Origin of the sequence: Lactobacillus sp. 23-2 (genome assembly GCF_044902225.1) — a bacterium.
In the GTDB taxonomy this organism is placed as follows: Bacteria; Bacillota; Bacilli; order Lactobacillales; family Lactobacillaceae; genus Lactobacillus; species Lactobacillus absianus.
This window is the reverse complement of record NZ_JAOQBX010000008.1, coordinates 52,613-72,377: the sequence shown is the minus strand read 5'-3', so window position 1 is coordinate 72,377 and position 19,765 is coordinate 52,613. Positions and strand designations below refer to the sequence as shown.

Annotated in this window: 19 protein-coding genes; 12 read left to right on the top strand and 7 right to left on the bottom strand. The window is 51.5% G+C overall.

Translation table 11 applies throughout. The features are described from left to right. Nucleotides 1–7 precede the first annotated feature (7 nt). Complete coding sequence (locus OCH80_RS04930) at nucleotides 8–982, bottom strand: DNA/RNA non-specific endonuclease (RefSeq protein ID WP_404538445.1); 975 nt, start codon at nucleotides 980–982, stop codon at nucleotides 8–10. 274 nt (nucleotides 983–1,256) lie between these two features. On the opposite strand from OCH80_RS04930, the gene OCH80_RS04925 reads away from it, so the two are divergent. From OCH80_RS04925 to tagD, 10 genes are all read left to right on the top strand, one after another. Next, nucleotides 1,257–2,237 (top strand): LCP family protein, encoded by a 981-nt coding sequence (locus OCH80_RS04925; RefSeq protein ID WP_404538442.1) that lies wholly within the window; start codon nucleotides 1,257–1,259, stop codon nucleotides 2,235–2,237. Between the two features lie 232 nt (nucleotides 2,238–2,469). Then, entirely contained in the window at nucleotides 2,470–3,123 is a 654-nt protein-coding gene (locus OCH80_RS04920; protein ID WP_404538439.1) for a sugar transferase, read from the top strand. 21 nt (nucleotides 3,124–3,144) lie between these two features. Further along, nucleotides 3,145–3,921 (top strand): DUF4422 domain-containing protein, encoded by a 777-nt coding sequence (locus tag OCH80_RS04915; RefSeq protein WP_404538436.1) that lies wholly within the window; start codon nucleotides 3,145–3,147, stop codon nucleotides 3,919–3,921. Nucleotides 3,922–3,942: 21 nt separating this feature from the next. Further along, nucleotides 3,943–5,052, top strand: coding sequence for a UDP-galactopyranose mutase (gene glf, locus OCH80_RS04910; protein WP_404538433.1), 1,110 nt, complete (start codon nucleotides 3,943–3,945; stop codon nucleotides 5,050–5,052). 9 nt (nucleotides 5,053–5,061) lie between these two features. Further along, the gene (locus OCH80_RS04905; protein WP_302187463.1) at nucleotides 5,062–5,994 is read left to right on the top strand and encodes a LicD family protein; all 933 of its coding nucleotides are present in this window, start codon (nucleotides 5,062–5,064) and stop codon (nucleotides 5,992–5,994) included. Next, on the top strand, nucleotides 5,994–7,061 hold the full coding sequence (locus tag OCH80_RS04900; RefSeq protein ID WP_229771888.1) for a glycosyl transferase: 1,068 nt from the start codon (nucleotides 5,994–5,996) through the stop codon (nucleotides 7,059–7,061). Before OCH80_RS04905 ends, OCH80_RS04900 begins: the two co-directional genes overlap by 1 nt. Next, nucleotides 7,051–8,202, top strand: coding sequence for a glycosyltransferase (locus OCH80_RS04895; protein WP_404538428.1), 1,152 nt, complete (start codon nucleotides 7,051–7,053; stop codon nucleotides 8,200–8,202). The genes OCH80_RS04900 and OCH80_RS04895 overlap by 11 nt, the downstream gene beginning before the upstream one ends. A gap of 30 nt (nucleotides 8,203–8,232) precedes the next feature. Further along, nucleotides 8,233–9,666, top strand: coding sequence for an oligosaccharide flippase family protein (locus OCH80_RS04890; protein ID WP_404538425.1), 1,434 nt, complete (start codon nucleotides 8,233–8,235; stop codon nucleotides 9,664–9,666). Between the two features lie 20 nt (nucleotides 9,667–9,686). After that, nucleotides 9,687–10,598: a phosphorylcholine transferase LicD gene (locus OCH80_RS04885; protein ID WP_154549362.1), complete on the top strand. Its 912-nt coding sequence runs from the start codon at nucleotides 9,687–9,689 to the stop codon at nucleotides 10,596–10,598. 16 nt (nucleotides 10,599–10,614) lie between these two features. Continuing rightward, nucleotides 10,615–11,076, top strand: a complete 462-nt coding sequence (gene tagD, locus OCH80_RS04880; RefSeq protein ID WP_154549361.1) for a glycerol-3-phosphate cytidylyltransferase — start codon at nucleotides 10,615–10,617, stop codon at nucleotides 11,074–11,076. Nucleotides 11,077–11,117: 41 nt separating this feature from the next. Here tagD and OCH80_RS04875 read toward each other — a convergent pair whose 3' ends face one another. Then, nucleotides 11,118–12,377 carry a beta-carotene 15,15'-monooxygenase gene (locus tag OCH80_RS04875; protein WP_404538421.1) on the bottom strand — a complete coding sequence of 420 codons (1,260 nt, stop codon included), beginning with the start codon at nucleotides 12,375–12,377 and terminating at the stop codon, nucleotides 11,118–11,120. Nucleotides 12,378–12,387: 10 nt separating this feature from the next. Continuing rightward, on the bottom strand, nucleotides 12,388–13,074 hold the full coding sequence (locus tag OCH80_RS04870) for a Wzz/FepE/Etk N-terminal domain-containing protein (protein WP_404538418.1): 687 nt from the start codon (nucleotides 13,072–13,074) through the stop codon (nucleotides 12,388–12,390). Nucleotides 13,075–13,355: 281 nt separating this feature from the next. Here OCH80_RS04870 and OCH80_RS04865 point away from each other — a divergent pair, with 281 nt between their 5' ends. Together OCH80_RS04865 and OCH80_RS04860 are read left to right on the top strand one after the other, a co-directional pair. After that, complete coding sequence (locus OCH80_RS04865; RefSeq protein ID WP_404538415.1) at nucleotides 13,356–14,486, top strand: acyltransferase family protein; 1,131 nt, start codon at nucleotides 13,356–13,358, stop codon at nucleotides 14,484–14,486. 89 nt (nucleotides 14,487–14,575) lie between these two features. Beyond that, nucleotides 14,576–15,829: a C39 family peptidase gene (locus OCH80_RS04860; RefSeq protein WP_404538412.1), complete on the top strand. Its 1,254-nt coding sequence runs from the start codon at nucleotides 14,576–14,578 to the stop codon at nucleotides 15,827–15,829. Nucleotides 15,830–15,892: 63 nt separating this feature from the next. Here the strand turns inward: OCH80_RS04860 and OCH80_RS04855 are convergent, their stop codons facing one another. The 4 genes from OCH80_RS04855 to OCH80_RS04840 all read right to left on the bottom strand — a co-directional run bounded on the left by OCH80_RS04855 (nucleotide 15,893) and on the right by OCH80_RS04840 (nucleotide 19,448). Then, entirely contained in the window at nucleotides 15,893–17,599 is a 1,707-nt protein-coding gene (locus OCH80_RS04855; RefSeq protein ID WP_404538410.1) for a hypothetical protein, read from the bottom strand. A 251-nt stretch (nucleotides 17,600–17,850) separates the two neighbouring features. Then, entirely contained in the window at nucleotides 17,851–18,312 is a 462-nt protein-coding gene (locus OCH80_RS04850; protein WP_404538407.1) for an RpiB/LacA/LacB family sugar-phosphate isomerase, read from the bottom strand. A 129-nt stretch (nucleotides 18,313–18,441) separates the two neighbouring features. Then, a complete protein-coding gene (locus OCH80_RS04845) occupies nucleotides 18,442–18,906 on the bottom strand; it encodes a VanZ family protein (RefSeq protein WP_404538404.1) in 465 nt (154 codons plus the stop codon). Between the two features lie 107 nt (nucleotides 18,907–19,013). Then, on the bottom strand, nucleotides 19,014–19,448 hold the full coding sequence (locus OCH80_RS04840) for a GtrA family protein (protein WP_404538401.1): 435 nt from the start codon (nucleotides 19,446–19,448) through the stop codon (nucleotides 19,014–19,016). Between the last annotated feature and the right edge of the window lie 317 nt (nucleotides 19,449–19,765).

The following is a 19,765-nucleotide window of genomic DNA, read 5'->3' as shown; positions in this document are numbered from 1 at the left end:
TGCCTTATTACCGCATGGCCTTCCGGTAGCCGGCAGCCCGGGCTGCCTTTTCACTGTTGAAGTAGACGGCATTGGATGAGTTCATGTGGTAGCCAGCCTGGCCAGGAACGTGGTAGATCTTGCTCCGCTTGTTGCCGATGATCTTGCCTTTGCTGGCTGAAGTGTAGACCTTCTTCTTGGAAGCCTTCTTTGCTGGCTTTTTGGCCGCCTTTTTGACGGTCTTCTTGGCCTTTTTGACAACCTTCTTCTTAGGGTGGTACTTCTTGGCCGCCTTGACGACGGTTCTGGCAGCCTTAGAGACGACGCTGGTCCCGTTGGCGTAGTTCAGCTTTACGCCAGGCTGCACGTTGAAAATGTAGACGTTGAAACGGACCGCATTGGAGCCAACGGACTGTCCTTCCATTTCCACCCCGCGGGCCAGCAGCTCCCGGCCCCGGAAGATCGGGGTCACCCGGTATCTGACATAGTGCTTCTTTGATGACTTGACATAGTTGGCCACCATGTTTTCATACTTAAGCATGTCTGGATCGTTCAGCTGCCGGGTCCCGGTGATCAAATTCTTGGGGTTGTTGTTTTGCCCGGTCAACTGGTAGCCAATCAGGTGGCAGCGGTTGTAGAGCCAGCCGCCGGCAATCCGCTTGTTGTGCCAGCCGGTTGGGTCCCAGTACAAGGCTTCCCGCTGGCTCTTTGGCATCAGCTTTTTGTTTAAAAGCGCGTTGGCTTCTCTGGCCCGGTTGAGTGAGTCCAGATTGCTGTAGGTCTGCCAAGCGCCTTTCTTGGTGGACATGGTGCCCTTTGAAAAGCTGGGCTTGTTATTGTTGACGGTGACGATGCTTTTCTTGCCGTAATTCAGCCCTGGCAGCTGCTTCTTGGTCAGCGTGGCGGCTTGGACTTGCGGCTTGACTGGGCTTTGGAAGCCAAAGACCAGAAGGGCGGAGGCAGCCAGCAGGCTGGTCAGCCCCTTCTTCAGAGAGATCTGCATGATCTTTTCCTTTCCACTTCTTTTTCTATACTTTATTTTTCCCAGAAATCTTACACAAGACACTAATGTGTAAAATCGTTGCTCTAATTATACCGCGTTTTGCCTACGGGGCTTGCATTTTTTGGGGCTTCCTGCCAGAATAAGCGGTAGTTGCAGAGCTTTGATCTTTTTAAAAAAAGCTAAAAAATTCTTTGGGCCCGATACAGGCTTAAGAATTTTATATATAATGAAACTATTACATCTATTCTAGAGATTGGATATTTGGTGAAGCATATTGAATGACAATAATTTAAACACTAGAACAGGACAACGCAAGAGGCGCAACAAGTTTTGGCGGATCTTCTGGTCCGTGGTCGGCGTCATCGTTGTCTGCCTGGGCATCTTCGCCTGGCATGAATACAGCTCCGTTAAGAACGCGGCCAATAACGCCTACCGTTCAGGCGGGATTACCAGTGCTGAAAACGGGAGCAAGAACGCCGTTATCAAGAGCAAGAAGCCAATCTCCATCCTGCTGATGGGGACTGACACCGGGGCCTTGGGCAGAACCTACAAGGGCCGGACTGACTCCATCATGGTTGCCGTCTTGAACCCAAAGACCAAGAAGACGACTTTGGTCAGCTTTGAACGGGACATCCAGGTCAACCTGCCTGACTACCCGGAACACTCACCGTCCAAATTGAACGCGGCTTATGCTTACGGCAATGCCGGTGAGCTGGCTAAGGTCTTGAAGAATTACTTCAACATCCCGATCAACGCCTACGTTTTGGTCAACATGGGCGGCTTGAAGACGATTGTTGACAAGGTTGGCGGGGTTGATATCGCGCCAGTCATGAGCTTTAGCTATGAAGGCTACACCTTCACCAAGGGCCAGAAGACCCACATGGACGGGGCCAAGGCTCTGGCTTACAGCCGGATGCGCTACGATGACCCAGAAGGCGACTACGGCCGCCAAAAGCGCCAGCGGCAAGTGCTGCAGGCCCTCGTCAAGAAGGCTGAATCAGCCCAGACTTTGCTGAACACCAGCTTCGTTTCATCATTATCCAAGCAGGTGCAGACCGACTTGACTTTCAGTGACTTGACTTCAATGGCAACTTCCTACATGCCAGCCACGAAGAATGTCGTAACTGACTACACTCACGGGACCGGCTTCATGGAAGACGGGGTTTCCTACCAAAGAGTCTCAACCGCTGAACGGCAAAGAATCAGCGACTTGATCAGAAAGGCCATGGGCCTGAAGACCAAGACGGTTCAGTAAACAGAGCAATGAATTTTAGAAATGTTGGATGTAAGCATCCAGCATTTTTTCTTTGCAATCGCTTGGATTGGCAATTGACGGTGACTCTCTTAGGAAAAAGATGCTATACTAGTTAGATATAATAGGTTTAGTAGCACCTTGAGCAAGTCTGCTGAACATCCATCATTTCACCAGCCGGTTGCTTGTTGAGGCTGACTGAAATAATTTATTTGTTAGGTTGTACGGAAATATAATGAATGAAGAAGCGAAAACGTCCAAGTACGTGAATCACTTGGGCGCATACAAGTATGTAAAGAGATTCTTAGACATCGTCGGCAGTCTGCTGGCCTTGATCCTGTTTTCTCCGGTCTTCTTGATCCTGGCCATCATTATCAAGAGCCGCGACGGGGGATCAGCCTTTTTCGCCCAAACCAGAATCGGGCAGTACGGCAAGCCCTTCAAGATGTACAAGTTCCGCTCGATGAAAATGGACGCGGAAGAAGTGCTGAAGAGCGATCCGGAATTGTACGCCAAGTATGTGGCCAATGACTACAAGCTGCTGGCTGAAGAGGATCCGCGAATCACTCCAATTGGCCGCTGGATGCGGCGGACTTCGGTTGATGAGCTGCCGCAGTTCATCAATATCTTAAAGGGCGACATGAGCATCATTGGCCCCCGGCCAGTGGTGGAGAAAGAATTAGCCGAATATGGCGACCGGGTGGACAAGTTCTTGTCAGTCAAGCCTGGGGCCATGGGCTTATGGCAGGCTACGGGGCGGAGCAATATTGGCTACCCGGAGCGCTGCGACGTCGAGCTGGGATACGTTGACCACGTGTCGCTTGGCAATGACATTGCTATTTTCTTTAAGACCATCATCAGCATTTTCAAAAAAGAAGGTGCCTATTAGAATGGGGGAGTTTGCGAGCAAATGAAGGTTAAAGTATTAGTCGCGGCCCATAAGCAGTTCCCGATGCCGACTGACCCGGTCTACCTGCCGGTTTTGGTTGGCGCCGTCAAGAACTACAAGCCCGGCATCAGCTACCAGCGCGATGACGAAGGCAGCAACATTTCGGCCAAGAACCCTTATTACAATGAATTGACCGGGGTCTACTGGGCCTGGAAGAACTTGAAGGACGTTGATGCAGTGGGCTTGGTCCATTATCGACGCTATTTTTATGTTAAGAAGCCTTTCACCTTGGAAAATGTGGCCAAGGAAGCAGATTATGTCCGCCTGCTTGCAAAGCATGACGTGATCGTGCCGACCAAGCGGAACTACTATATTGAAAGCAACTACGACCATTACGTGCATGCCCACCCGGCTGAGCCCCTGGACAAGACCAGAGAGATCCTGGCCAAGGACTACCCGGAATACTTGCCGGCCTTTGACATGATGATGAAGCGGCGCAGCGCCCACATGTTCAACATGTTCGTCATGAAGCAGGAACAGTTTGACGCTTACTGCACGTTTATTTTTGGCGTTTTGAGCAAACTGGAGGGACAGATTGACATCTCTGGCTACTCAGTCCAAGACCAAAGAGTCTATGGCTACATTTCAGAACGCTTGATGGACGTCTGGCTCTACACGACCCAGCAGAACTACGTGGAAATGACCTGGGGCCAGCTGGGCGGCGAAAAGAAGATTCAAAAGGGGATCAACCTGATCAAGCGCAAGCTTGGGATCGGGAAGAAGCAGACCCACTTTTAGGATAGAGAACAGGAGAAAAATATGGCTGATTATTTAGTTGTCGGTGCCGGCCTTTTCGGTGCCGTTTTTGCCCACGAAGCTGCCAAGCGCGGTCACAAGGTGACGGTAATTGAAAAGCGTGACCACATCGCCGGAAACATCTACACCAAGGAAATCGACGGCATCCAGGTTCACCAATACGGCGCCCACATTTTCCACACTTCAAACAAGGAAGTCTGGGACTACGTCCAGCAGTTTGCGGAATTCAACCGCTACACCAACAGCCCGGTGGCCAACTACAAGGGCAAGATGTACAACCTGCCCTTCAACATGAACACCTTTAACCAAATGTGGGGCGTCCGGACGCCGCAAGAGGCCCTGGACAAGATCAACGAGCAGCGGGCGGAAATGGCGGGCAAGACGCCAAAGAACCTGGAAGAGCAGGCCATTTCTTTGATCGGCCGCGACATCTACGAGAAGCTGATCAAGGGCTACACCGAAAAGCAATGGGGGAGAAAGGCCACTGAGCTGCCAGCCTTCATCATCAAGCGCTTGCCGGTGCGCCTGATCTACGACAACAACTACTTCAACGATGACTATCAGGGCATCCCTAAGGGCGGCTACACCAAGCTGGTGGAAAACATGCTCAAGGATGACAAGATCACCATTGAACTGGGCACGGACTTTTTCGCCAAGAAGGACGAATACCTGAAGCAATTTGACAAGGTTGTCTACACCGGTCCAATTGACGAGTTCTTTGACTACCGCTTGGGCGAGCTGGAATACCGGTCCCTGCGCTTTGAAACTGAAGAAAAGAACGTGGGCAACTACCAGGGCAACGCCGTGATCAACTACACTGACGCGGAAACGCCATACACCCGGGTGATTGAGCACAAGCACTTTGAATTTGGCAAGGGTGACCCGGACAAGACCATCATCACCCGCGAATACCCAGCTGACTGGCACAAGGGCGATGAGCCATACTACCCAGTCAACAACGACCGCAACAACGGCTTGTACGCCAAGTACAAGGAACTGGCTGACCAAGAAGACGCCAAGGTCATCTTTGGCGGGCGTCTGGGCCAGTACAAGTACTACAACATGGACCAAGTCATCGCGGCCGCTTTGGAAGCAGTGAAGAAGGAATTTTAAGGATCAGCCATGAGCAAATTAGGAACCAAAGACGGCTTCGCGGCCCAGAAGAATGCTTTTGGGGACAGCGACAAGGTCGTCTACGTTGAAGGCGAGGACTTAAAGCAGCTGAAGCAGACCTTATTGGGGATGCTGAAGGACTTTATGGCCGTCTGCGCCAAGCACGGGCTTAACTACACCTTAAGCGGGGGCTCAGTCTTGGGCACGATCAGACACCAGGGCTTTATTCCTTGGGATGATGACATTGACATCAACATGCCTAGAAAAGACTTTAACAAGCTGAAGGAAATTTTTGACCAGGAGCTGGGGGATGACTACAAGCTGCTGGCGCCAGAATTGACCCCAGGCTACGGGGCTGCCGCCAGCCGCTTCATCAAGAAGGGGACGGTCTACCGGACCTTTAACGACGTGGCGGAGCCAAGGGAAAACTGTGGGATCTGCATCGATATTTTCGTTTTGGAAAATACGCCGGACAATGCCTTTCTGCGCTCAATGCACGGCTACTTGTGCTTGGCAGTCGGCTACCTGCTCAGCTGCCGCAAGGTGTATGACTACCTGCCTAAGCTCTTGGAGATCCAGGATACGCCAGAAGTCAGAGCGGCTTTTGGCAAGAAGTACAAGATCGGCCGCTGCTTTAAGTTCTTGTCACTAGACAAGGTGACGCGCTGGACTTACAAGGTCTATTCCGCGGCTAAAAACGACCGCTCCAAGTACGTGACCATCCCTAGCGGCCGCAAGCACTACTTTGGGGAAATGGATACCCGGCAGAACATGTGCCAAAGCCAAGAAGGAACTTTTGAGGGGATCAGCGTCAAGATTCCTTATGGGATCGCAAGCTACATGAACCGCCTGTATGGCCCAGACTACATGACCCCGCCGCCTGTCGCCAAGCGGGAGAGACACCCGTTGTTTGAATTTAGCTTGGGGGAAGACAAGGATTAATGAAGAAATACCAGATTTTTGAAGTCTACAGTTCAGATGACACGGCCTTGGGCAAGGCCCCGTCCGACATCAACCAGATCGCCCGGGAAGCCGGCTTTGAAAGCCTGCGCCTGGTCCGGTCCTGCGCTGGAAAGAAGGACGCCATTTCCCGGGTTCGCCGCCAGCTGCACTACCGCTTCAGCTGGGACAAGCTCTACAAGCAGATTGAGCCAGGCTCTATCGTCCTCTTCCAGGCCCCGTCCCGGGACCACCAGCTGCACCGGGAGGAAACCCTGGCCAAGCTGAAGGAGAAAAAGCAGGTCAAGTTCATCTACCTGGTCCACGACGTAGAAGAATTGCGGCAGTTTTTCTATAAGAAGTTCTACGAGGAGGACTTTGCGCAGATGCTGAAATATGCCGACTGCCTGATCGTCCACAACGACTCGATGAAGAAGTTCTTTGAAGGCCGCGGCGTTGACCCTGAGAAGCTGGTAACTTTGAAGATCTTCGATTACCTGATTCCTGATGGCGAGATCAGCCACGCCAAGTTTGCCCGGGCCGTTTCCGTGGCCGGCAACCTGGACGTCCGCAAGACCCAGTACTTGAAGGAGATCGGGAAGATTAACGCCAAGTTCAACCTCTACGGACTGAACTTTACCTTGGCTGACTACCAGAACGTCGACTATCACGGAGCCTTCCCGGCTGACGAAATTCCCAAGCAGCTGAACTCGGGCTTTGGCCTGATTTGGGACGGCAGCAGCATTGAGACCTGTGACGGGGCCTTTGGCAACTACCTGCGCTACAACAATCCCCACAAGCTGTCTTTGTATCTGGCTTCCGCCTTGCCGGTCATCATCTGGAGCCAAGCCGCTGAAGCCAGCTTCATTGCTGACAACCACCTGGGCTTGACCATTGACTCCCTGCAGGAGTTGCCAAGGGTCTTGAATGAAGTGACGGAAGAAGAATATGAAAGCTTCGCGGCCAATGCCAGAGAGATGGCCAAGAAGCTCAGAGCAGGCTATTTTACCAGGACTGCTTTGGAAAACGCGGTTAAGACTGTAAATCAGCAAGACAAGAATGGAAAGTGATAGCGTGAGTGACAAGCTGAAAGTCCTTTTTATCCGGGGGATGCTCTATTACGATGGGGTAAGCTCGGTTGAATATGAATGGATCAAGGCCCTCCATGACCGGGTCGACTACGACTACGTTCTGCTCGATCCCGACAAGAGCGTTCCGGAAAAAGAGGCTGCCGTCAAAGCCCTTGGCGTCCACATCTATCCTTTGCGCTACTCCGGCAGGAACTCCTTTGAAAACCACCGCAACCGGGTGGCCGTGGTCAGACATTTCCTGCAAGAGCACCACTATGACGTGGTCCACATCGATACCGACCTGCCAAGCCGCTATGACATGGCTAAGGTGGCCAGAGAAAGCGGGGTTAAGCGGGTAATCGTCCACTCCCACAATGCCGCGGAGCACTTGCACGGGATTCAGAAATTGCCAGGCTTTGTGACTTATGAGCGCAAGCAGATTGCCCGCTATGCCACGGATCTGGCGGCTTGCTCCAAGGAAGCCGCGGCCTGGCTTTTTAACCCCAAAGACCAAGACCGGGTGCGCATCATCCACAATGGGATCAGCCGTGACCGCTACGTCTTTGATGAAGCCAAGCGGCAGAAGGTTCGCGGCCAGCTGGGACTTGATGATGACCAGCTCTTGTTAGGCAACATTGGCCGTCTGGCTGACCAGAAGAACCAGCTCTTCCTGCTGGACATCTTCAAAGAAGTGCTTGAAACCCAGCCCCAAGCCCACCTGCTCTTGATCGGGAGCGGGGAGAAGGAGGCAGAGCTGCGGGCCAAGATCGGGGAACTAGAACTTGAAGGCAAGGTGACCATGGTCCTGTCCACGGATAAGATTCCTGATTACTTGTTTGCCATGGACCTCTTTGTCATGCCGTCGCTTTATGAAGGACTGCCAATGACTTTGCTGGAAGCCCAGACGACCGGTTTGCCATGTCTGATTTCTGACGTCATCAGCTCAGAAATGGACTTTGACGGCTTGATTTTCCGGAAGTCCTTGCAGGAAAAGCCCGCGGCTTGGGCCAAAGAGGCCATCAAGCTGGCGCTGGCAGCTCGCGGCCAGGACCGGCGGCAATTCGCCAGTCAATTGGCCAAGCTGGGCTATGACAACCAGGAATCAGCCGAGCAGGTCTACCAGATGTACCTGGGCCATTAGGCGGGGAAAATTATCAGATTGGGAGCGTAAATGAAGAATCCAAGCATTAAAAAGAATATTTTTATCAGCACCCTCTACCAGATTCTGGCTATCATCACGCCATTGATTACGGCTCCATATGTTTCCAGAGTCATCGGGACTGACGGGATCGGGGCCTACAGCTGGACTTCCTCAATTCAGACCTACTTTTCCCTGGTCGCGGCTTTGGGGACGGCCTCATACGGGATGCGGGAGATTGCCCGCAGCCGCAATGACGTGAAGAAGCGCAGCCAGCTCTTTTGGGAAATTGAGCTGCTGAGCGTCTTCACTTCGCTGGCCATGCTGCTCTTATGGGGGATCTACTTGGGCTTTCAGAGCCATTACCGGGTCATGTTCCTCATTTTGACTTTGAACCTGTTCAACACCATGCTGGACATCTCTTGGTTCTTCGATGGCCTGGAGCAGTTCCAGTACACGGTGACCAAGAATTCCCTGGTCAAGGTGGCTGGGGTCGTCCTGATCCTGCTTTTCGTCAAAAGCCCCAAGGACACCAATCTCTACGTCTTCATCATGACGGGGACGACCCTGCTGGGGACCATGTCCATGTGGCTGGAATTGCACAAGTTCGTCGTAAAGGTGCCGATCAAGCTGGCCAACTTAAAGCGCCACTTCCATGAAACCCTGATCTACTTTATTCCGACCATTGCCACCTCCATCTATACTTATATGGACAAGACCTTGATCGGCTTCATGACCCAGAACAATGCAGAAAATGCTTACTATGAGCAGGCAACCAAGATCATCAACTTGACTAAGGCAGTGACCTTTACCGCCGTCAACAATGTCCTGGGGGCCAGAATTTCCTACTTGTTTGCCAAGAAAAAGGATAAGGAAATCAAGCAGCGGATCCAGGGTTCCATAAACTACATTCTCTTCATTGGGGTGGGGATTGGTTTTGGCCTGCTTGGAATCGCGGATACCTTTGTGCCGGTCTTCTTCGGTCACGGCTGGGATAAGGTGGCGCTTTTGCTCCGCTTGTTCAGCCCGCAGATCGTGATCATCGGGGTCTCCAACTGCCTGGGGTCCCAGTACTACAATCCAGCTGGCCTGCGGAAGCAGAGCGCGGTTTACATTATCATCGGGGCAGTCGTCAACTTTGTCTTGAACCTGTTCTTGATCCCGCGCTTTGCCAGTGCCGGGGCAACTTTTGCCTCAATCATCGCGGAATTGACGATCAGCCTGCTTTACCTTTACCATGACAATGGCTACTTAGAGCCGGTTTATATTGGCAAGGTGATCTGGAAAAAGCTGATTGCCGGAACTCTGATGATGCTGGTCATCCTGGCCTTGAATCCATTTGGCAATCCTGGCATCATCAAGCTGGGAATCCAGTTCGTTCTTGGGGCTGGGACCTACTTAGTTGCCTTGCTTTTGCTCAAGGACGATTCAGTGGACTTGATCAAGAAGATTTTGGCTAAAGCATAAGGGAGAATTAAAGAAAGACAATGGACAATATTAAGCTCAAGCTCGCAGACGATTTTTTTAAAGAAGAAGTCAGAAACGACTATACGGTTTCGCCGAAAATGAAGAAGATCTGGGCCGTGGAGCTGGACCTGCTGGATCAGCTGGACCGGGTTTGCCAAAAATACGACATTCCCTGGTATCTGTCAGGCGGCTCCCTGCTGGGAGCGGTGCGCCACCACGGCTACATCCCTTGGGATGACGACATTGACTTGATGATGTACCGCAAGGACTTTGACCGCTTGTGCGAAGTGGCTGAGGATGAATTCGCGGAGCCTTACTTCTTCCAGACTGAAGAAACGGATCCAGGCGCCATGCGGGGGCACGCCCAATTGCGCAACTCCTCGACCACAGCCATCCTGAAGTCAGAAGAACGCTTCAACTACCACTTCAACCAGGGGATCTTCATTGACATCTTCCCGCTGGACAATGTGCCAGACGATCCTGCTGAGCGTCAGGCCTTCGTCAAGAAGGTCAACCAGCTTAAGCACCGGGCCCGGCAGTTTTACAACTACTGCAACGGTTATCCGAACAAGAACCTGTCCGGCCTGAAGCAGCACCTGCTCTATAGCAAGTTCTTTTTTGACAAATTGCGAAACGGTGGCCGCAACACCTACTATGACCGCTTCGTCAAAGAAATCACCAAGTATGATGACCAGGACACCAAGAATGTGATGATGGTCATGCTGGAAACGGAAAAGTGCTGCTGGGAGCGCAAGTACGTGGCCAACCCGACCCGGGTGCCGTTTGAAATGCTTAGCCTGCCGATCCCCAAGGACTATGATCCCCTGTTGACCAAGCAGTACGGCAAGTGGAACGTCTTTGTCAAAGGCGGGTCGATCCATGGGTCAGTCATTTTTGATCCAGACAAGTCTTACAAGGAATACCTGAAATAGGGGACAAGGAGCAATCATGAAACGCGTAATTACTTATGGAACATTCGACCTGCTGCACTATGGGCACATCAACCTGCTCAGAAGAGCCAAGGCCTTGGGCGACTACCTGATCGTGGCCCTGTCGACCGATGAATTCAACTGGAATTCCAAGCACAAGAAGACCTATTTCTCATACGAGCAACGCAAGCAGCTCTTGGAAGCCATCCGCTACGTTGACTTGGTCATTCCGGAAAAGGACTGGGACCAAAAGCGCAGCGACATGCACGAATACCACATTGACACTTTTGTCATGGGGGATGACTGGAAGGGCAAGTTTGACTTCTTGAAGGATGAAGGCGTCAACGTCGTCTATCTGCCAAGAACGCCAGAGATCAGTTCTTCGAAGATCAAGCACGACTTGTACGATGCCAATGAAGTGACTGAGGAAAGCAAGCTGTCACATGACGATCTGGACACTGATCCGGAACAAGGAAAATAAGCAAAAAGAGCATTCCGTTCAACGGAATGCTCTTTTTAAGCTTACAGCCTCAAACTGGCATAATCATATTCAATAAAGGCTTTTGGCTCTCTGAGGTCGTTTAAGACGGCAAACCAGAGGAAAGCCATCGCCAGCAGATAGACTTGGTTGGCTGAGATATTGGAAATGATGATTTCCAAAAGAAGCAGGGCACTGATTGGCAACAGATAGCGGCGGGTCGGGGCAAACAAGGTGACGAAGAAAGGCACCAAGAAGTACAAGGCCAAGTACAGGCCACCGGTAGCCAGCAAGGTGGTCAGGCCCATGCTCAGGCCGTTGTTGGCCCGATGGAAGGCGAAGAGCTTGATTAAGGCACTTTCATTGCCAAAGCCTGCCCCAAAGACTGGGTGCCGGCTCCACACGGTCAGGCCGATCCGCAGGTCGTCCACTCTGACTGAGTAGGAAGAGCCGCCGGATTTTCTGATGTGGATGACGACGATCCCCAAGAGCAGCAAAAGCACGATGCCAGGAATGACGATCTTCAAGTTGAGCTTGCCTCGGGCATGCAGGTGCTGGAGGAAGGCAAGCAAGCCGGCTAAAGCACCAAGCAGGATTGCCGTGGCCGACAGGGTCGTCAGCAGGGTGACCAGGATCAGCCCAATCCGCCAGAAGGTTTTGGACTTCTTGACGAAGAGCTCAATGATTAGGCCGTTCAAAAGGAAAAGGGTGTAGCCGGGCGCTTCGGTAAAGATCCCGGTATTTCTGATCACATGGTGGCCCAGGTACATTTGGTCCTGCAAGGGCTGGTGGAAATAGAGATAGCAGTAGCTGGTCGTGAAGTGGGGGTTGTTGGCCCAGTAGTAGACGGTATTCACGGCGCCGAGCTTCAGGCCCAGGATGCTGCCAAAGACGTAGAAGAAGAGGGAGACAGCCGCCGCGATCAAGACGATGTTGGCGTAGCTGTCCAGCAGCAGCTGTCCCTGCTTTTGCCGGCAGTAGACGAAGACGATCAACAGCGCGGCCGTCAAGGGCATGCAGAAGTTAGAGAAGTACTTGAAGGGGTTGGCCTGCGAGAAGAAGATAAAGATCAGCAGGTAGCAGACCGTCAAGATGATAAAGGACAGGTCCTTGAAGTTGTAGCTGTTGGTGATCAAAAACAAGAAAACCCCAATCCCAAGCAGCAGGTAGCGGTAAGTCCCGATGGGGATAAAGGCCCCCTTCAGGTAGTTCCACATAACGGTCGTCGACATGACCGCCAGGATAACGATAAGATAGGCCACGACCGCTAAAAAGCGGTCGCCGGCAGATTTGACAGACTTCATGCAAACCTCCTTAGCGGTAATTTCTGCGCAAGCGCCAGTAGAGCGAAGCCCAAGTAGACAGCAGCAAGCCCAAGGCCGCGCCAATCGCCGTGGCGAATTTGACCTTCGGATAGCTCTTTGCGACAGTGGTCTGGCCTGTAAACTTCAGGGACTTGATCAAGACCGTCGGCAGGATTGGCTTCAGGTACTCGCGCCGCTCCCGCTTGGTCGGCATCTCCCGCCGGCCCTCCTTGAACTGCAGCTTGAATTCCTGCTGGAAGTTCTTGGCCACGGCCTTGAGGGCCTTTTTAGCCTTTTCAGGCGAAGTGCTGGTGACCGTCAAGGTGTAGGTATTGGATTTTGGCGTAGCGGTAACGGTAATGTCCTCGCGCAGAGAATCAGGCGAGACGTGGCCGATTTCAGCAGTGGCGCGGTCAATGACGCCAGGGCTGATGGCAATGTTTTGAAAGCCGGCCGCGGCCTGCTCATTTTGGCTGCGAGCCTGGCGCTTGGTAAAGCCGCCCTGGGTGATCTTTCCCTTGACCACGAAGCTGCTGGCGGCAGTATATCTGGCTGGCAGCAGGTAGTTGGCAACCCCGTAGGAAAGGCCGCCAAACAGAATGGTACCGGCCAGGATGAGCAGCAGGTTCTTCCAGATCAGCTTGGCCAGCTCTTTGAAAGTGAGCGTGGTCTCAGCCACGCCGTAAAAATCATTCACCTAAATTTCCTCTCAATCTTATGCGGATGCATCGTGAAGCACTAGATAAAAAGCAAGATTCACAGACTTTTTAACAGAATTTGCACAATACTAACTTAACAGTATAACACATTAGCTTCCGCCTTCATTATTAAGGAAATTTAAAGGCGAAGCACAAAAAGACCGAAAATAACTGTTACCATTTGCATTAGCTATCATATCTCATATTTGTTAGAATTTACATTGTTGATGCAGATTGATAACGGCAGTTATATTGATCACTGAATGAAGAAGGAAAGAATTTGAAGACAAACAAGTGGCAGTTCTCCCGTCAAGATACCAAGGCCTTAAAGGGGGTCGCGATCCTGTTGATGCTCATGCACCACCTGCTGGCCTTTCCCGACCGGCTTCCCATTAAATACCAGTATGCCGTGTCCGCCGCGGCATTAAAGCAACTGACGACGGTAGGGAGCTTTGGAAAGATTTGCGTGTACATTTTTATGTTTTTAGGCGGCTTAGGCTTGGCCAAGCAGATCCAGGCCCACAGGTTTCATTTGCTCAAGAAGATCTGGGGTCTGTACCGGGTCTACTGGCGGGTCTTCTTGATATTCGTCCCGCTGGGCTTTTTGTTCTTCAGCAAGCAGCCGCGCTACAGCAAGGCCTTCATGTGGAACCGTTTTGCCAGCTTCTCCTTTGGCAAGTTCCTCCAGAACCTGACTGGCTATGCTTCAAGCTACAACGGGGAATGGTGGTTCGTCCGCGTCTTCGTTGCCGCGATTTTCCTTGGGACCATCTACTACTATCTGACTGAGAAAATCAACAACGTTTATCTGGAGACCGGCCTGGTCCTGTTCACTTCCGTCTTTACGGTCAAGTTCCTGCCAGCCCTGATTAAGCTTCCCCCATTCAGCAGCCTGGCTTCCAGCTACTTGTGGATGCAGCTGTTCATGCCGAATGCCTTCATCTGCTCATACTTGTTTGGGATCGTGTTTGGCAAATACAATGTATTCGCCAATCTGCGCCGCCTGTTTAGCAGCTATAGCGCCTTTTGGCGAGCCATGATCGGCCTGCTGCTGATTGTCTGTGCCTTTTACTTCCAGGAAAATGTTTTTGGCAATGTCAGCGAGATGATGTTGGTCATCACGCCGGTGTTCATGACCGGCTGCCTGCTGCTCTTGGACTTGTCGGCAAAGGCCTCGCAGGTCTTGCGGTACTTTGGCCGCATGAGCACCGATCTGTGGCTGATCCACACCTTCTTCTGCTACTACTTTTACCCATTCACGATCGCGGTTTTCTGGTCAAGAAACCCGCTGGTGGCTTACCTGACTTTGCTGCTGCTGGCGCTTCTGGCCAGCGTCCTGCTGGAACAATTCTACCTGGGCCTGGGGAAGTTGGGTGCCAAGCTTGGCCAGCGTTCTGTCATAAAAAAGTAAAATAAGAACGATTGCCGGAAACGGATGGTCGGTGTTACAGTTATCATTGTAGTGAAAGCGTATTTGAGTTAATTTTAAGAAAAATAAGGATGAAAAAAAGCTATAATCTATTAGCTGCTGTTCTGCTCGCGGGCAGCGTCAGCGGCTTTTTAGCCAGCAAGGCCCAAGCGGCCGACAAGGATGGCTTCGTTACGGAAAATGGCGTGACGGTCTACTATGAAAACGGCAATCTGGTCCACGGCCAAAAGCGGATCGCCGGCAAGTGGTATCTTTTTGACGAGCAGACCGGGGCGATGCAGACCGGCTTTCAGAAACTGACTTCACCAAAGAAGACCGTCTACTATGATGCCAAAGGCCGCATGTTATATGGCAAGCACAAGATTTCTGGCTACTGGTACTGGTTTGAGGACAAGTCCGGCAAGATGAAGACGGGCTTGCAAACCGTCACCAAGACTTCTTACAAGACGGCTTATAAATGGGTTAAGAAGCGCGGCAAGCTGGTCAAGAAGAAGTACAAAAAGAAGACCAAGAGCAAGTACAAGCTCTATTATGCCGCCAATGGCCAGCTGCAGTACGGGGAGAAAAAGATCAAGGGCAAGTGGTACTATTTCAACAAGAAAAATGCCCACATGACCACGGGCCTGCAGACGGTTGGCAAAGCTAAGAAGTACTACGCGGCAAACGGGCAAAGGCAGACCGGCTACCAGAAGATCAAGGGCAAGGGCTGCTACTTTGACAAGAAGAATGGGGCCATGTACGTCAAGAAGTTTGCCTTTGTCGGCGGCAGGGACTACTACGCTTTGGCTAGCGGGGTGCTGCACGCGCCAACTTGGCACAGCCAGTTCACGCCGATTTGGGCGCCGGAAGGCTGCTCGGTTGCTTCCTCAGCCACCCTGCTGAGCATCAAGAACAAGTCGTTCAATATGTACTATGCTTACAGCCACCTGCCACAAAGCGGCGGCGTCTTCTCCATGGCCAGCTTCGGCGGCCTGCTGGCGGCTTCGACGCTGACCAGCTATATGAAGCGCTTTGACAGCGGCTTTACCAACATTACCGGCAGCAGCGTTGCAAAGATCAAGGCGGTCGTGCAAAGCGGGCATCCAGTTCTGTACTATGGCTTCTCCAGCTATGAAACCCGCTTCTACCGCAAGCAGCATGCCAAAGTCATCATCGGCTGCAAGAAGGGCCGCTTCCTGATTTACGATCCATGCTACTACAGCGCTCGCAGCGGCTCCAGCCACCGGAACGCCTTTGACTACGGGGCCAAGGCCTGGGTTTCAATCGCGACTTTCACCAGAGAAGCAACTGGCGGCTCAAACAATGGCGCGATCATGCTGAAATAGCTTATAGAAAAACGAGTACGTGTTGCTTCACGTACTCGTTTTTTGTGTCTGCGATTTTAAAAATCAGCTCAGCCGGCATTTAATCAGCCAGCTGATTAAGGCCAGCCAGGTCAAAATGCTGATAACGATGCTCAGATAAAAGAGCGGGCTTGGCTGGTAGCCGGCCGTGATCGTGTTTTGACCGCGGTCAAGCTTAACGACGACCGTCCCGCGGGAGCCGCGGCGGAAGGAGCGTTTTTGGCCATTGACGCTGACGGTCGTGTGCTTGTAGGCGATCACGGGCAGGTCGATGGCCGCGGCCTTTTTGCTCTTGACCTGGTAAGTGATCTGGTTGGACTTGATCAGGGGATGCAGGTTCAAGGTCTTTCCGCTCAAATAGGCCTTGTGCTGGAGGAGGGAGTGCCGTTTTTTGACGCTGGCCCGTGCAACCTTTGGCATGTAGTCAAATTCCCCAAAGAGGATCTTGTAGTTGAACTGATTATGGTAGTTCTTGTTGCGCAAGAGCTTGAAAGGAGTCGGCTGGGTGCTGTTGGCGCTGGTCTTTGGCATGTCTTCAATCGTTTCAGAGATCAAGGTGTCCCGGTAGGCAGCCAAGGAACTGAAGGTGAAGATCACCATAAAGCAGGTGAAGCCGCAGATTAAGGCCCGCCTGCTTTTTTCACTGGCTTGCCCCAGCAGCGCGCTTGTTTCCTGGGCAAAAATAATTGTCAAGAACAAGGCCGCGTATGACAAGTAGCGCACAGTCAGCTGGACCATTTCAAAGGGCGTTCCGGCTAAGAGCTTCCAAGGGAAAAAGCTGCTGGCCAGGATGCAGGAAAAGAGGCCAAGCCCGTAGATGATCCAGTCGCGTCCGCTCTTGAGCAGGGCCCAGGCGACAAAAATGGTCAGAATGAGCAGAAAGCTCAATTTCCAGCCCTTTTGAGCCGAGAAAGAGCTGAGGAGCAGGGGGCCAAGATCAAGCGTCTGGGTAATGTGAGGGTTGGCACTGACCAGTTTTTGCCCGATAAAATCAGTGAAGAAGGGGGCAATGACTGGCAAGACCAAGAGCAGGCAGACGATGATGCTTAAGCCCAAAGCTTTGACGCGGCCTTGACTGATGCCGCGGCTGGTGATCAGCTTGATGATGAAGATGACCACGGCAAACTCCAGGGTCAAGAAGACCGATAAGATGTGCGAGTAGGCAATCAGGGCTCCGCCAATGGCCAGCAGGTACCACTTGTGCCGATTGCCCCACAGCACTTCATAGATGCCCAGGAAAACGAGTGGCAGGAAGGTGACGGCCAAGTACTCGCCAAACACGGCCCCGCCCAGGTAGAGCCGGTAAGGGGCGAAAGTGTAGGCCAAGGAAAAAAGAAACGCGGCCAGGGAATTCTTAGAGTACTCCTTCATGGAGAAGTAGGCAATCGCGGCCGTGGCAAAAGTCACCAAGCCATACCAGCCGTAAAAAGCGTTGACTGGGGAAAAGATAAAGCGCAGGAAAGCCCACGGATAGAGGAAAAGGTAGGGGTAGAAGAGGAAGGAGGCGACGCCGGTATTATGGAAGGTCCGGGCGGCGATGAAGGTCAAAAAAGACCCGGATTTCAGATTCAGGTAGAGCTCTTCCAGCCGTGAAGCATGAAAGCTCCAGTCAGAGAAGGCGAAAATTGCCTTGGTGTCAGCCAGGTAAATAACCGTTGCCAATGAGACGGCCAGCAGCAGTCCGAGGTAGGCCAGATTGTGTTTCCAAGAACCGTCCTCTTGCTTGATTTGCAGGATATTTTTTCTTTCCAATATGTAAATTCTCTTTCTTAGTGCAGATATACCGATTTATTTGCCATTAAGTATTCTAACAGATGAATAAAAGTGTTTGCCAAAATTTCCCGCAAAAGAAAGCTGCTTGCTCGCTATCGGTTGCGATAGAAGCAATTTTATACTTTCCTTTCTCTAAGATAATAATAGTACCTAATAGGACACTGAAGAGGGGACAAAAAAGCAGCCAAGCTGAGTGCTTGATTGCTTTTTCAATGCTTTGTCAAAACGCGTTATTTAACAGGGACGCAGTGCTTGTCGTTGATCGCCTTGACCTTGTCCACCCGGCGGCGGTATCTTTCTTCCATCAGCGGGTCAGTAGTCATCCAGGTCTTGACGATTTCGCTGGCCATCATGTCGCCGATGATCTTGGCGCCCAGGCAGAGGACATTGGAATCGGTGTGTTGGCGGGCCAGTTTAGCACAGAACGGGTCTTGGCAGACCGCGGCGTAGATGCCGTTGATCTTGTTGGCGATCAAGGCGCTGCCATAGCCAACCCCGTCAACGAAAATGCCCCGGTCGCATTCACCCTTGGCTACAGCCAAGCTGGCTGGGTAGACGAAGTCTGACAGGTCGCAGGATTCTTCATTGTCGGTCCCAAAGTCAACGACTTCATGTCCTTGTGCTTCCAAGTAAGCCTTCAGCTCATTCTTCAGCCGGGTGCCGGCGTGGTCGTTTGCCATTGCAATCTTCATTTTTTTACCTTCTTCTAGTTTTAATAACTTGTTTTTGCCTCTATTCTATCATGATTGCGGCCAGCTTAGATTGAACCAGCAAAACAAAAATGCCCACGCTCTTGGCGTGGACATTTTTTTGTAATTTCGTTAATTGTTGCTGACTTTGACCTTGGCCATTGGCAAAGTCTTGATCAAGACCAAGGCCAGCCCAATCCCCAAGAGGTAGCCGGCGATGTCAAATGGAAAGTCGGTTGGGTCGAATTCCCGTCCCGGCACCCGCAGCTTGCTGGTTTGGTCAATCAAAGACCAAGTGGCACTAGTGGCTAAGGCCCAGCCGGCATAGTGCTTGCTGCCCCAGACATTGAAGAGGAAGCAGGCAGTCAATCCTAAGAAGAAGTATTCAATCGTGTGGGCAAACTTGCGCATCATATGGTAGACTGGCCACCAAGCCACGATCGTCCCCGTGAAGTGGAAGTGCACCCGCTCAAAGAGGTTGACGAACTTCATGGTCAAAGCCGCGGAATGACTGGAATTTTGAAAGGTAAAGGCGGTAATGGCCAGCGCCGAAAGGGCAAACAGGGCCAAAGCCGCGTATTTATATGTTTTCTTCATCAGCTGGTCCCCCTTCTGCATCCATAAACTATGCTTACTAGGATAACATCTTGAGGCGTTTTGTTAAGAAAAATGCTTTGAAAATTACCTTTATTTAAGAAAAAAGCTTATTGCTGCTTGTCGTCCTTTGACTTGAAGATCCAGAACTTGCTGGCCACATAGTTGACGGCAACGACGACCACGTTCGCCAGGATCTTGATGATCATGCTGTTCAGGTGCATCTGCTTAGCAAAGATAAACATGATTGCCATGTCGAGCAGGGCAGTCCCGATTCTGGCCGCAAAGAAGCTGGCAATCTCGTGGACGTATTCTTCAAATGTTGAAGCCGGGCTGTGGAAAACCCACTTGCGGTTGGTCAGGTAGGCGAAAATAATGGACAGGAACTGGGCAATGATCGTGCTAGGCATGATGGCCCACTTAAAGACGCTATTGCACAGCCAATAGGAGGCGATATTGACCAAGGTGGTCATGACGCCCCAGAAGACGTAGGGAATGACGTCCTTGTACTTGTTCCATAATTCGTCGAATTTCTGCTTATCCATGTTTGTTATTTTTCTTTCTACTAATATCAGTGATTTAAAAAATTACCGTTAAGAATCATAGCATAAATTAGATGGGGATGCAGTGAAAAGCAAAAGTCCGCCAGCTTTGCTGACGGGCTTTTTGTTCAGACGAGGAGTTTACTTTTTCTTGCTAGTCTTTTTGCTTGATTTCTTGCTGCTCTTCTTGGTTGCTTTTTTAGTCGTCTTCTTTTTAGTTGACTTTTTCTTGCTAGACTTCTTGGCTGCGGTCTTCTTAGCAGGGGCTTTCTTGCTAGACTTCTTGGCTGCGGTCTTCTTAGCAGGAGCTTTCTTGCTAG